Genomic DNA, 13,778 nt, shown 5'->3' with positions numbered 1-13,778 from the left:
AATATACTCTGCTAATGGCCGGAATCGTCCGGTTGCTATTCCGGCGGAGTTGTATTTATACCACTATTCTCAGAACCCATGGGTCAGCACAGTTGATCCTACGTTAGCTAATTATCGGTATGTGTTTAAATACGACGGTTTTTATTCGCAAAAACCGATCTATGCAAGTGGCGTTATAATATCAGATAGTCTAAGGTCAAAATATACAGCTGTTGCACAGTACTTTATGGGCGATAGTCTTAAGATTACAGGTAAGATAACTGGTAAAAGTCTGGTTGCTGATAGCATTTCAATTCAGAAATTTAACTTAACTGGTAATCTTGGTTTGGGTATGCCGGCAGATCTGTCCGGAGCCACAACCAATACGCCTGATGCCGATATCGATCGTCTGGCCGTCAGAGGCAGCCTGATCGCCTACCTGGGTACTACTGACGCGGCAACAAGCTCTTCCTACAAGATGCTGAAGCTGCATAATGCCAAATCGGGCACTACAGATTCCTGGCACATTGGCTTTTCGGCTAATACCAATAATACCAACGGTACCGGCTATCAGGAGCTGGTCCAGCTGCGTACAAAAAAGACGGCCACAGGTACTGTATTTGCTATCGCCTCCGATGCGTCCGGTACTATGACCGATCGCCTGCGCGTGCTGCAGAACGGCAATATAGCCATCGGCCTGGATACCGCTGTAGAAAAGCTGGCCGTAAACGGCAGAGTAAAAGCAACCGGCTTTGTGACCGACGCCTCCTCTTTCCCCGATTATGTGTTTGCTCCTTCCTATAAGCTTCGCTCCATCGATGCCCTGGCGGGCTTCGTGCAGGAACATCACAAGCTGCCCGGTATGCCTTCAGAAAAGGAAGTGCTGAGCAAAGGATTGAACCTGGCTGAAGTGAGCGTATCGACCTTGGAAAAGGTGGAAGAGCTGAGCCTATATATCATCCAGCTCAATGATCGGATCAAGCAACTGGAAGCGAAACTGGCTGCTGCCGCACAATAATCCTCACCTTCTTAAAAATAAGATCATATGAACTATTTTGTATATCGCGTCAGCCTCCTGCTGATGCCGGTATGGCTATGCCTGTTCGTGCTTCCGTCGGCCAGTGCACAGACCGTACCAGATATTAAGTTTCCGGAACTATATCCCGGCCAGCAGATCAAAGGCCTGGTCATTATACATAGGAATGTTGCGAAAAGTGCCAGAGCGCCATTTGTTGGTGATGAAGTTTTAACCAATGAGCATTTTGATGAAAGTACCCATCATTACATAATGTTCAGAAAGCAAAATGCCAGTTACATCCCCCTGCAATACCAGCTTTGGTTCCTGGTCCAGGATTATAACCAGGGGGCTTTTGCATTAGTTAGCGCGGCGGATAAAAATTGGATAGGTTTTGCCGATGATAATCAGAATGGCCTTCCGCACAATGCCAGACTTTACGAAGCTCCTGAATTGGACCAGAATGGCTATGAGACCAATCCGGGGGTGGCCCATTATCTGAACTTTTTGATACCCCGTTACAACATGGTACACAATATCGGGCCGGCAGCCAGCGATTCCGCTTCGGTCGATTGGACCATTCCGGGACGAAAATTGTGCGCTTTTTCCATCGCATCCAAGCCCGGTCATTATCTCAAAACAGCAGATCAGATGCCTCTCGTATGGTGCTATGATTGTGATCTTACCGACTTTGCGGCAGGAAGTCAGCAGGAAGCAACTTATAGAGTAGAATCCTATAGTTATCCCGGTGGCATCAGCCCTTTTCAGTCAGTGCCCTTCCAGCCCTCAGCTTATCATAATATTGTGCTTAGTTTAAATGCAGGGGAGAAGCTTACCCGGATCAGCCGGAATACACAAGCCGGTAATAAGGCTAAGGATGTGCTGCTTTCTTATCATGCCTTCGTGCGGGACCTGAAGAACGATACCCTGCTGAAGGTGGACCTGTCGGGAGCCGATAATGCCTATATCGGCTGGCTGTCGTACGAAAAGGTGACCTATAGCCAAAGCACGCTGCAAAACAATATAGGCGACCGGGCGGCTTTGCCCCGTTTCGGTATCGGGGTAGCCAATAACAAAGTCTATGCTATAAAAGACGGCTTTACCGATACGCTGAGCACAGCCGGTACTTTCCTGAAAAACTATCCCCTGGTCGTATCTGTAGAGGGCGGTAAGATGAAGGTGAGCCAGTCGGTCAGCGGGACCACCTCCTCTACGGTCTTCTACGATGTGCCGGTGCACAGCATCATGTCGGAAGGCCTGGGCAGCAAAGCCGGCCTGGTAGCTCGCTTGCAGATTCAGGATACGATACTGGTCGGCTATAAACCTGGTAACTGGCTGTTCTCCAATAGCACGGCGGGTACCCAGGCGCCCTTCATTACCGCTACCAATCCCGATCTGCCGCTGTCGCCTGATGCCGGAGGCATGATCAATAACTTCGACTGGCGGTCGCAGACCTATAAGCTGCGTTACAAAGCGAATGGTACTGCGGTAGCCGAAACGGTGAACAGTCCTTTCTTCAATAATTACCCCGAATTCAAAGGTATATCGGCTCAGTACAATGCCTCCGGTAAACACCTGGGCGGTGAAGGCAATAATCCCTATTCCGGCTGGGAGCTTATCAAGGCCGACCTGGGCTATAAGAACGACGGTTCGGAGATCGCAGTCAACAACCTGAGGGCAGAGCCGTATATGATCCTGTATAACCGCTACCGGGGTACATTGCGGGTATTCGTCTACCTGAACAATAACTCCATTGCCAACAATTACAAGCTCACGCTTTCGGTAGCGAACCTGGGCATGTACGGCGACAATGGTAACGGAACCAATGGTAAATATAAACCCCCTTTCCTCTGGAGCAGCTACCTGCAGGGCAAGCCGCTTGATGATATAGCGTTGACTGCACCAGACTATTATAAGGCCCAGCAATTGAATTCTACTTCGTCGGGCCGTTTCTATTATACCGATTTCCAGATGAACTACGATCCCTGTGTGGCCTTCTTCGAATCGGCCATACAGGTAAAGGTCGATAAGCTGACGCAGGGCACGATGTCGATTGTAGGCCGTTCGCTGGGTGGCAGCATTCCCGGTAGCGCTGCCATCAATGACTGGATGTCGAAGAACGGTAATTTCCTCGCGGGAGCGCTCAATGGCACTTACGGCAACCTGAGCCAGTCCATGGGCGATCTTACGTTCAACAATTACCGGCAATGGGGTATTGACAGTATGAAAAACTATGCGCGGTTTACCCTGCCCGGTAAGAAGGTATCGCCCTGGGAGCGGGAAGAGGCTTATCTGAAATGGACCAGCGAGTCGGTTAAGGCTACCGGTACTTTTATCGTGGCCAGCGGTACGCTCATCGGCGGCCTTGGCGAAATGGCGGATGCGAGTATGGGACCCTTCTCCCTGTTGACCGGAGGCAGTCCCGGAAAAGCGATGAAGGCTGCCGGAAAGTTAGTGGAAGCTGCCGGAAAATATACGGAGGCCAGTGGTACGGCGATGTCGGCCCGATCATTACAGCTGCGTTATGAGAACCTGAAGGATCAACCGGACCAAAACATCCGGGTCAGTATGCCCGATCCCCAGCCAAGCCTGGTCTATTCGGATCTGGCGCTCCAGGGTACACTCAGCATCCAGAGTCCTGTCTTCAACAATGTATTCTTTACTACACCAGGATCTAAAAATGCGAAGTTTGCGCCAGAGTTCCGGCCGGGCAGCGGGGCTAAAGGCGACTTCCCTATGTACAACGAACCCATGGGCCTGTATAACCTGCTGACGACACCTGTGGCAGGTCTTGCTGTGTCAGGACATACCGCACAGGTAGCGCTGAAAGAATACCCTGTAATTGCAGCCAATAGCCGGATTGCCGGGGCCTTACAGATGATGCCCGGCGTACAGCTGGCGGTTACTACCTACGATACCGGCGGTGTGGCCCGGAATAGCGGCGCCACGCGTGCCTATGTGCTCAGCAACAGCGAATCGGCCCTGGATAGTTATGATCGCCTGCCCGCAATATCGGATGTGAGTACCCTGGTAGACTGGGAAACCATCGACAGCAATATCGTAAAAAGCGGCGGCAACCTGAGCGACGCACAATACACGGCCAGGCTGTCTAACTGGATTAAGGTAGCGTTGGTCGTAAACTTCAGCCTGCTTGCAGGCAAATCGCCCGACGGCAATTATGAAGGCTCCGCTACGACCATGAGCTTTCCGGCGCAAATCACGATCAGGGCCAGCCTGAATGGCGCGACACCGGTGGAAACGCTGGCGGCACAGTTTAATTACAGCCGTGTTAATAATACGTTTTTCGGCAGTAATCACGTACTCAACGGCAGCGATACGGCAGCGGCTATCAGAAGCCTGATGAATACCTATTGTAATACCCACCAGCCTGGTCAAATCAGTTCGGTCGCGAATACGTCGGGCCGGCCTGCCGCTCCCGCCGACAGCAGCGAAACTGTGTCCGGCAAGGTAACGGGCATCAGTGTTGCCGAAGGGATGAAGTTGTATCCCAATCCTACGCAGGATGAATGTAAGATGGTTTACCATGCCAAAAGCAAAGGCCTTATCCTGATCGAGCTGTTTGACCTCAACGGCCGAAGCCTGGTACGGCACCGCGATAGCGCTGCACAGGACGGCGAACTTAAAGCGGCCACGATACACCTGGGACCCTTGCCTCCCGGAGTGTATGCTGTGAAAGTTCTTTTCAGCAATAATACCTACTATACGGGTAAGATCGTAAAGCGGTAATGACCCTTGGGCAGAGACATACTTCAACGGCAGCGCATCGTTGCTGCCGTTTTAGCTGGTACCTGCCGCCGATGTAAAGCGATGCAATGTATACCGCAGACTGTGTTTTGTATTCCTGCAAAAGAATGGCTATTTTATCCCGAAACGGGATGCTTCGCGTGAAGGAACATCCTGACTGTTCTATAAATATTTCCAGGTAAGAAATAAAGAAGCGCTCCATGTTGGAGCGCTTCTTTATTTCTATAGTCTAAAATCTGATATCCAGCTGTTAAAAAAACTAGCCCCTCCCCATGTCCCGCAGGAAATTGACATGTGCCAGCACGGCTTTGCGCATGGTGGGATATTCGATGTATTCCAGCTTGTATTCCTGGCATACTTTCTTCACGATCTTGCTGATCGCAGGGTAGTGAATATGAGAAATCTTGGGAAACAAATGGTGCTCGATCTGGAAGTTGAGGCCACCCACAAACCAGTTGATGATCTTATCCTTGGTGGCAAAATTGGCTGTGGTCTTGATCTGATGCGCGGCAAACTCATCGGGCATCTTATGGGTCTCCTGGTCAGCTACGGGAAAATGCGCATCTTCCACGGTATGCGCCAACTGAAAAACGATGCTGAGGATAAAGCCCCCCACCAGGCTCAGTGTGAGGAAACCGATCAGCCATTCGAGCCAGCCCAGCACGATGATCGGGATCACCACGAATACCGCGGCATGCCACAGCTTCACGATCCAGAACCGCAGGTGATCAGCTGCGGACATCTTTTTTAAAGGCATATCGCCGATCTTACGGGAAAAATATTTGTTGTAATCGCTGAAGAACACCCAGAAGATATACATCCACATGTACAGGATTACAAAGTAGATATGCTGGAAACGGTGCAGCTTATAGTGCTTCTGCGTAGGCGCCATGCGCATCAGCGCACCGATCTCGATATCATCGTCCACACCATCGATATTGGTGTAGGTATGATGGATCATGTTGTGCTTCATGTTCCACATGAACTGGCTGGCGCCCAGCATGCTGCTCGACCAGGAAGCGATCTTGTTGATCGTCTTGCTCTCGCTGAAGCTGCCGTGTCCGCCGTCGTGCATCACGTTAAAGCCGATAGAGGCAATAATGCAGCCCAGCACAGCACATTCGAGGATGCCCCAGTACCAGGCCGGCTGGAAAATGAGCAGGTGCAGGTACAGCGCCACAAAGCCCAGCACCAGCACGATCGCTTTATGCCATAGCGCGAAATTTCCGGTCTGCTTCAGGTTGTTCTCCGTAAAGTACTGCTGTACACGGTGTTTCAGTTCCTGATGCAGGGAATGCTTTGTGCCTGGAAATTTAGGAAGCGCGTTTGTTGTGCTCATGAATACGGTTAACCTGGAATTAATTTTGCGGCACGAATGTCGGAAAAATTTCCCGTAGTTCCTCATTTACATGCATCGAATATTCATATAGCCCAACGGTAATCCCTGTTATTGATGGCGGGCATCAGCTATCCCCTGCCACTACCGTAATGGTCAGCGAACTGGATAGGGCTGGACAATAATGGTCTTTGTGCTGTCGCTGCTCCTGTAAAAAAGAGTATCGCTTTTCATGGTAATGTATTTGCCTTCGTAATACGAATAACCCCGGCCTGTGCTGTCGTAAATAACCGACCTGCAACGATGGATGCGGCAAAGGGAATCGCGCATACGGCTTTCATCCAGCTTATCGGGCTCAGTAAGCCGGCATTCGGCAATCAGGGCTTCGACATAGCTGTCGGTAGAAAGGTCACCTGCCTGGCAGGCCTGCTGTACCAGGGGCAGACAAGCCTTCAGGTACTCCGGCTTGTCGAGATTCAGGATCATCGACATTTGCTTTTCTGCTGCCGGGCCGATCGCAGATCTGGTGAACAGCTTTTGATTGTCCTGCAGCAGCGCCATAAACTGGCCGGACCATTCGTTCATGGCTTCATGGTAGCGTTCTTCAGCCTGCGGCAGCTGTTCTTTAGGCAAATGCTTTTTCTCGTAGGCATACTGGTCGCGGCATCGCTGCAGCTGCTCATCCAGCAGCATCAGCTTCAGGCCGGTGCTGCGTTCGGGATAGTAATCCAGGGACCGGTAGTAATCCGATAGCCGCATTGTGATCAACCGGTTCAGGAAAGTATCACCGGCCAGCGCCGGCCCGAAAGTATAATCGCGGAGCATGTGGAAGGGATCGCCTCCGCCGCCGCTGAGCTTCATGATGTAGTCCGCGCTGTTCTGTACATAGAGGTAAGCAGTAGAGCGGTCGTTCTTGTACCAGCAGGCAGTAGCCAGCGCCAGCTCCAGCGTGCTGTAATCCAGAAGGCTCTCTTTCCGCGCCCGGTTGCAGAACCGAATGGCCGAATCGTATTGGTGAGCGGAGAACAAGGCATTCAGCTGCGCGATGGCCTCGTTCTCTTTTTTGTAGCGGGCTTCATCCCGCGACACCACGTAGCGTTTGCCCTGGAACGCCAGGCACATACTTGCAACGATCAGCAGACCGCATAGCGACAGGCTTTTTGTCATGGATAGGTGTGATATTGCCAGTCCAATTTAGGAAAATCCGGTAAGCAAATAAAAACTACTTTTGGATTTCGTCGTGATGGCGCTCATGAACCGGTATCTGTTATTTTTCCTCCTGGCAGTCTGTCTGCATTGGCCCTCCGGCGCATCTGCCCAGTCTGTGAAGCTGGTGCTGGAAGCCGTGGATACACCCGTGCTGTCGCTGGATAAAAAGCCGGTACCAGCGCAGCAGTATTTTGACAATGCTGCCGAGGCTTATGCTTATCTCAGAGCACTGGTGCCCCGCATCCGGGAACAAGGTTACCTGGCCGCTTCGGCCGACAGCATCATTTATTCCGATAGCGCAGCTCATGTACGGCTATACCGGGGGCCTTTGTACCGCTGGGCCCGGCTCTCCTTCGATAAAATACCGGCTGCTTTGCTGACCGATATGGGCATTGCGGCCAGGGACTGGGAAGGGCGGGCTATAGGGCCCGGACGCCTGACTGCGCTCAGCGAGCGCATGCTGAAATACTGCGAAGACAATGGATACCCTTTTGCCTATACGACCTTCACCGATATAGAAGGCCGGCCGGGAGAGCTGAAAGCCTCGATGCTGCTGGAGCGGGGGGAGCCGGTGCGCTACGATACGCTCATCATCGAAGGCGATGTGGATGTGTCGCGCGAATTCCTGCAACAATACCTGGGTGTGCGGCAGGGTGACCTGTACAACGAAAGCCAGCTGCGCCTGCTGAGCAAGCGCTTGAGTGAGCTGCCTTACCTGCAGGAGTTGCGTCCCTGGCAAATGGAATTCAGTGTGGTCGGAAATAAGCTGTATCTCTACCTGAAAGAAAAAAAGGCCAACCAGCTGAACGGCCTCATCGGCCTGCAGCCCAATACGGTAGAGACCGGTAAATTCCTGCTGACTGCCGATGTGCTGCTTGCGCTGAAAAATGTGCTGGGCTATGGTGAAAGCATTGCGGCGACTTACCAGAACCTGCAATATAAATCGCCGCGCTTTCATGCCGATGCCGGCGTGCCTTACCTGCTGGGCACGCCTTTCGGGCTGGAGGGAAGCTTCGACCTGTTCAAAAGAGATACGACATTCCGACGCACTTCCTTCGACATCGGTATCCGGTACCAGTTCAATGCGACGGATTACGTCAAGGTGGGTTACCAGACGTTCAGCAACCGGCTCATTACGGCCGATACCAATTATGTACGGCTGAATAAGAAATTGCCGGAGAACCTGGATGTGACCACCAAAGGTGCCATCGTGGAGTTCAATATGGATCGTACCGATTACCGGCTCAATCCCAGCAAAGGATGGCAGGCCAGGGTTTCCGGATCTGGTCTCGTACGCTCCGTATTGTCCAATGATGCCATAACCGGTATCAGCGACGGTTCGGGATTTAACTATGAAGGGCTCTATGATACGGCCAATACGGATAAATACCAGTACCGGGTTTCGGGTTCGGGGAGCTACTATTTCGCGCTCTTCCGGAATGTGAGCCTGAAGCTGGGCTATAGCGGCGGTTACATCAGCGGCAAAAAACTTTTCCTCAACGAGCTGTACCAGCTGGGCGGCTTTAAGCTGTTGCGCGGTTTTGACGAGCAAAGCATTTATGCCAGCCAATACCATGTAGGTACCCTGGAGCTGCGGTTGCTGCTGGGGCGCAATTCCTGCTTCTACCTGTTCAGTGACAATGCTTATATCCAGGCCATTTATAATGATCTCCGGCGCGACGATTACCCGGTGAGCTTCGGCGCGGGGCTTACTCTTGAGAACAAATCGGGCATCTTCAATATAGCGATAGGCCTGGGCAAACGCAGCGGCGAGGATTTCCAATTCCGGCAGACGCGGCTGCATTTTGGCTATACCGCCTTTTTTTAGCCGGAAAAAGGAAAGAGGTTGTATTGACATAAAGGGCTGCCGGGAAGCCCCGGCAGCCCTTTATGTAGCGGGATGCAGCAGTCTTTAATTGATGCCCAGCAGTTCTACGTCAAAGACCAGTACCGAGTTGGGGCCGATATCGCTGCCCATCTGGCGGGCGCCGTAGCCCAGCGCTGCCGGTATGAAGAAGCGGTATTTGCTGCCGAGGCTCATGAGCTGCACCCCTTCCGTCCAGCCGGCGATCACCTGGTTAAGCGGGAAAGTCGCGGGCTGGCCACGCTGTACGGAGCTGTCAAATATCCTGCCGTCGATCAGGGTTCCGTGGTAGTGGCAGGTAACCCGGTTGCTGGCGCCGGGCTTCGGGCCTTCACCTTCCTTCAGCACCAAGTATTGAAGACCGCTGGGGAGCGTTACCACACCCTCTTTGCTTTTGTTCTCTTCGAGGAAAGCCTCTCCGGCTTTCAGATTGGCTTCCGCTTTTTCCTTGTTTTTGGATGCCAGTATATCTGCTATACCCATATAGATGTTTTGCAGCGAAAATAAGCAAAATGCAGCATCGGCGGGCATGTCAACCAGTACCTATGTGTTCCCGTGGCGATCCGGTTAACATTATCACAGCTTTAACCAACATCTTTGCTCCTGAGCTGTTGTATATAAGTATTCAGTGCGACAACGCAACCTGGTTGAAAGATACTGGCAGCACCGTAATCCAGTAGAGTTGTTTTGTGATGCGTTTTTTTTAGCGGTGCTGTTAGTGTTTTGATTGTGAAAGCCCTCGTTTCTTTTCAGGAACGGGGGCATTTTTGACTGTTTGACAGAATTGCCGGCAGCCTGTATCTCCTGTAAAAGCAGTAAGGATCGCCTTTGGCGATCCTTACTGCTTAATATGCGCGATGAAATTAATCTTCGCTCTTGTCTTCTTTGCTATCTTGCTCCATTTCCTCTTTCTCCATGCGGCTGCCATGATTCATTTTCATGTGGTGGCCTTTGTGGCGGCGACCGCAGGCGAAGTTCTTGGATACGCCGATGTTCATCTGGTTGCCGAAGGTCAGCCCGAAATGAGTGCTGGTGCCTTTAACACCGGAAACCTTCATGGTCTCAAACTCTGCTCCACCGAAGGAGAAGTTGAGGGCAAAGCCTTTATGTACCATGATCGCGATAGCGGGTACTACATTTGCTTTAAAGCCATTGCTCTTGATCGATTTGCTGCCGGAAGCAGTGCTGCCGTCGCTTTGTCCCTGGTACAGGGCTTCTGCCTGGCTGTAGAAGGCGAAGATCTTGCTGATGGGCATAGTGTAACGGCCAAAAACGCCGGCAGTGTAGGTATTGCTGAAACCCCATTCCTTAGCGCCTTTGGGCTTGGACCTGTTGGTGCCGAAAGAGCCGGTAACGCCTAATGTCCAATGGTCGTCGAACTGGTAGCCGACACCGGGATGGATGTTAAAGCCGAAAGATTTATTGTCGTTGGCATCTTTGGCGGTATTAATGCCCAGGTCGCCGAAAACGAGTACACTGTTGGCTTGCGCCTGCGCAGCCACTGCTGCGCCTCCGATCAGTAATGCAGAAAGGATAATTTTCTTCATAAAATTGAGGGTTGTTAAATGTATTACGCCGTAATATTGGAATTACGGCGTAATACTACTACGAAGATTTGGATTTTAATAGCAAGGTGCATGTTTTTTTCTCGTTAATGCCCTCGTATTCATAGTTTTGCTTAAGTTATTAGCTTAATTCATTTTCTATAGCAGTGTCATATTGCACTTTCCATTCAGGTATAGTGCCCCATCCGGCGCCGTCTATCAGGATATCGCCGGCGGTTACCGTGCCCAGGTGCTCCATGGGATGATCGCCCACGACAGCCTCGAACGCCTTCTGCTGATCGGGGCGTACGCTTACCACTACGCGGCTCTGCGCTTCACCGAAGAGAAAGGCATCTTTACGCAGGTCTTTATGGAGCGCAATGGAGAATCCTTTGCCGTTTACAGCCGCACTTTCCAGCAGGGTAGGGAACAGGCCGCCTTCGCTTACATCATGCGCCGAACGGATCAGCTTGTTCTTAATGAGTTCGGCCACCTTGTTTTGCAGCGCTGCTTCTTCCTGCAGGTCGAAGTGCGGTGCGGGGCTGTGCGTAACGTTGTGCAGCTTGAACAAGTATTCCGACCCATTGATATCGTTGCGGCTGCGACCCAGCAGGTAAATATGATCGCCTTCATTTTTGAAATCCAGCGTCATGGCGTCGGCGATATTATCCAGCACGCCTACCATGCCGATTGTCGGTGTAGGATATACCGGGCCGTCTTCCGATTGGTTGTAGAAGCTCACATTACCGCCGGTAACCGGTGCGTCGAACTGGATGCAGGCGTCGCTCATGCCGCGAAGGGCATGTACAAACTGGTAATAAACTTCAGGATTATAAGGATTACCGAAATTGAGGCAGTTGGTTACGCCCACAGGCTGGCCGCCGCTGCAGACGATATTGCGGGCCGCTTCGCTCACGGCGATCATACCACCCACATAAGGATTGAGGAACACATAGCGGCTGTTGCAGTCTACGGTTACTGCAAGCGCTTTTTCTGTACCGTGGATCCGCACGATAGCCGCATCAGAAGGATTATTGGTAGAAGCGTTGGCAGTACCTACCATTGAATCGTATTGCTCGTATACCCAGCGCTTGGACGCGATATTGGGCAGGCGGATGATCTGCTCGGCAACCGCTTTAAGATCTTGCGCCTCGGGAATGCTGTCCTGGTCAAAAGCATTGACCTGCGCAAAATAGGCGGGTTCTTTATACTCCCGCTCGTATACCGGGGCGCCGCCGCCCAGCACCAGGCTTTCTCCGGGCACATCGGCCATCAGTTCGCCGTTGAGGTAGTATTTCAGACGCTCTTCCTTGGTCACCTCGCCGATCTGCTCGCAGTGGATATCCCATTTGTCGAATATTGCCTGCACTTCTGCTTCCTTACCTTTTTCGATCACGATCAGCATGCGCTCCTGGCTTTCGCTTAGCAGCATTTCCCATGCTTTCATATTTTCCTGCCGGGTAGGCACCTTGCTCAAGTCGATCTTCATGCCGTGCTGGCCTTTGGCGCTCATCTCGGAAGTAGAGCAGCTGATACCGGCCGCACCCATATCCTGCATGCCGATCACCAGGTTTTTGCCCACCAGCTCCATACAGGCTTCCAGCAGCTTCTTTTCTTCGAAAGGATCGCCTACCTGCACTGCAGGCAATTGCTCGGCGCTGTCCTCCGTAATATCGGCAGAAGCAAAAGAAGCGCCGCCGATACCGTCCTTACCGGTAGCAGCGCCCACGATGAATACCGGGTTACCTTCGCCATAGGAAGTTGCGGAAAAGGTTTGTCCCACCTTTACGATGCCCACACTCATGGCATTCACCAGGGGGTTGGTCTGATAGCAATCCTCAAAATAAACCTCGCCACCTACGGTCGGTACGCCGAAGCAGTTGCCGTAGTGGCTGATGCCTTTCACGATGCCTTTCAGCAGGTGCTGGGTTTTGGGATGCTTCAGGTTGCCGAAGCGAAGGGAATTGAGCGCTGCAACGGGACGTGCGCCCATGGTGAAAATATCGCGGTGGATGCCGCCTACACCTGTAGCCGCGCCCTGGAAGGGTTCGATGGCCGAGGGGTGGTTATGAGATTCGATTTTGAACACTACGGCCAGGCCATCGCCGATGTCGACCAGGCCCGCGTTTTCTTCACCGGCCTTTACCAGCAGCCGGCTGCCTTCGCGGGGAAGCTTCTTCAGGTATTTGATGGAATTCTTGTAGCTGCAATGCTCGCTCCACATCACGGAGTACATCGCGGTTTCGTTGAAATTGGGCGTGCGGCCCAGGATCTTCTTTATTTCTTCAAATTCTGCTTCCTGCAGTCCCAGCTGCCTGGCTTGTTCGAGTGTTGCTTCCATTATGGAATGTGCGGATTGCGATTAAAGAATTACGGTAGCCCGTACCGTATTTTTTGGAATTGCAAAAGTAGGTTAAGAAACGAAGAATTTAAAATGCAAAAGTAAAAAGCGGAGTGTTCCGGCCGTGATTTTCCCTTCAGCAGTGTCAAAAGCGGGAAGGCCCGTAGCAGGCTCTGCCGGGAAGTGCCGGGGGCTGCTGCGCCAGTACTTATCCTATCCGGGGTCAAAAAGAATCAGGCATAAGCTTCAGGAGCGCAGACGCTGCTCGATACGCCGCGCCTCCTGCTCCAGCGCGCCATCGGGGTAGCCCACGGTAAGGCATTCCTTGAGGTACTGTTCCAGGAAAGCTTCGAAGCTGCCGAGGCGTTCGTATTGCATGGTATGAACGAGCTCATGTATGAGCAGGCCACGGTCGTGGCGCCGGTCGTTCCTGATGAAGATGCCGTAGCGGAAAGTAGTGCCCGCCGTGCCCGACCACAGCAGGCCCGAGCGCTCCGTGGCTGCTTTCAGCTCAGGTAAGGCCGGTTCCGGAGCCTGGTCGGCATACCAGAGCCGCACTTTTGTGATCTCTTTTACGCCGGCCAGGTAAGCGTCGATCTGCTGGTCCTCGTTCAGGGGCGTACCCTTATCGAGTATCCAGCTCTCCTGCTGCTTTGCCCAGGCGCAGGCCATCGGGAATATCCTGATGAATTCTTCATTCGTCATAAAGCGCAGATGTTCTGTTG

The 13,778-nt window shown here is 52.2% G+C and carries 9 protein-coding genes; 3 read left to right on the top strand and 6 right to left on the bottom strand.

Features of this window, described 5'->3' with window-relative positions; translation table 11 throughout:
- Positions 1-331 precede the first annotated feature (331 nt).
- Together DZC79_RS09275 and DZC79_RS09270 are read left to right on the top strand one after the other, a co-directional pair.
- Positions 332-997 carry a hypothetical protein gene (locus tag DZC79_RS09275; protein ID WP_157977031.1) on the top strand — a complete coding sequence of 222 codons (666 nt, stop codon included), beginning with the start codon at positions 332-334 and terminating at the stop codon, positions 995-997.
- A gap of 27 nt (positions 998-1,024) precedes the next feature.
- On the top strand, positions 1,025-4,741 hold the full coding sequence (locus DZC79_RS09270; protein WP_118951274.1) for a T9SS type A sorting domain-containing protein: 3,717 nt from the start codon (positions 1,025-1,027) through the stop codon (positions 4,739-4,741).
- 277 nt (positions 4,742-5,018) lie between these two features.
- Here the strand turns inward: DZC79_RS09270 and DZC79_RS09265 are convergent, their stop codons facing one another.
- Positions 5,019-6,098, bottom strand: coding sequence for a fatty acid desaturase family protein (locus DZC79_RS09265; protein ID WP_118951273.1), 1,080 nt, complete (start codon positions 6,096-6,098; stop codon positions 5,019-5,021).
- 153 nt (positions 6,099-6,251) lie between these two features.
- Positions 6,252-7,262: a hypothetical protein gene (locus tag DZC79_RS09260; RefSeq protein ID WP_118951272.1), complete on the bottom strand. Its 1,011-nt coding sequence runs from the start codon at positions 7,260-7,262 to the stop codon at positions 6,252-6,254.
- Between the two features lie 61 nt (positions 7,263-7,323).
- On the opposite strand from DZC79_RS09260, the gene DZC79_RS09255 reads away from it, so the two are divergent.
- A complete protein-coding gene (locus tag DZC79_RS09255; protein ID WP_157977030.1) occupies positions 7,324-9,132 on the top strand; it encodes a BamA/TamA family outer membrane protein in 1,809 nt (602 codons plus the stop codon).
- Positions 9,133-9,216: 84 nt separating this feature from the next.
- On the opposite strand, the gene DZC79_RS09250 is transcribed toward DZC79_RS09255, so the two are convergent.
- From DZC79_RS09250 to DZC79_RS09235, 4 genes are all read right to left on the bottom strand, one after another.
- Positions 9,217-9,651: an FKBP-type peptidyl-prolyl cis-trans isomerase gene (locus DZC79_RS09250; protein ID WP_118951270.1), complete on the bottom strand. Its 435-nt coding sequence runs from the start codon at positions 9,649-9,651 to the stop codon at positions 9,217-9,219.
- 380 nt (positions 9,652-10,031) lie between these two features.
- Positions 10,032-10,715, bottom strand: coding sequence for an outer membrane beta-barrel protein (locus DZC79_RS09245; protein ID WP_118951269.1), 684 nt, complete (start codon positions 10,713-10,715; stop codon positions 10,032-10,034).
- A gap of 139 nt (positions 10,716-10,854) precedes the next feature.
- Complete coding sequence (purL, locus tag DZC79_RS09240; protein WP_118951268.1) at positions 10,855-13,053, bottom strand: phosphoribosylformylglycinamidine synthase subunit PurL; 2,199 nt, start codon at positions 13,051-13,053, stop codon at positions 10,855-10,857.
- Between the two features lie 246 nt (positions 13,054-13,299).
- Positions 13,300-13,758, bottom strand: coding sequence for a hypothetical protein (locus DZC79_RS09235; RefSeq protein WP_118951267.1), 459 nt, complete (start codon positions 13,756-13,758; stop codon positions 13,300-13,302).
- Positions 13,759-13,778: the final 20 nt, after the last annotated feature.

Source organism: Taibaiella helva (assembly GCF_003545695.1).
In the GTDB taxonomy this organism is placed as follows: Bacteria; Bacteroidota; Bacteroidia; order Chitinophagales; family Chitinophagaceae; genus Taibaiella; species Taibaiella helva.
Note: the sequence above shows the minus strand (reverse complement) of the source record. Positions and strands in the feature narration are given on the sequence as shown.

Excerpts from the sequence above, each read along its gene's own strand:
- DZC79_RS09275 (WP_157977031.1), top strand. The coding sequence starts at position 332 with ATGCCGGCAGATCTGTCCGGAGCCACAACCAATACGCCTGATGCCGAT.
- DZC79_RS09270 (WP_118951274.1), top strand. The coding sequence starts at position 1,025 with ATGAACTATTTTGTATATCGCGTCAGCCTCCTGCTGATGCCGGTATGG.
- DZC79_RS09265 (WP_118951273.1), bottom strand. The coding sequence starts at position 6,098 with ATGAGCACAACAAACGCGCTTCCTAAATTTCCAGGCACAAAGCATTCC.
- DZC79_RS09260 (WP_118951272.1), bottom strand. The coding sequence starts at position 7,262 with ATGACAAAAAGCCTGTCGCTATGCGGTCTGCTGATCGTTGCAAGTATG.
- DZC79_RS09250 (WP_118951270.1), bottom strand. The coding sequence starts at position 9,651 with ATGGGTATAGCAGATATACTGGCATCCAAAAACAAGGAAAAAGCGGAA.
- DZC79_RS09245 (WP_118951269.1), bottom strand. The coding sequence starts at position 10,715 with ATGAAGAAAATTATCCTTTCTGCATTACTGATCGGAGGCGCAGCAGTG.
- purL (WP_118951268.1), bottom strand. The coding sequence starts at position 13,053 with ATGGAAGCAACACTCGAACAAGCCAGGCAGCTGGGACTGCAGGAAGCA.
- DZC79_RS09235 (WP_118951267.1), bottom strand. The coding sequence starts at position 13,758 with ATGACGAATGAAGAATTCATCAGGATATTCCCGATGGCCTGCGCCTGG.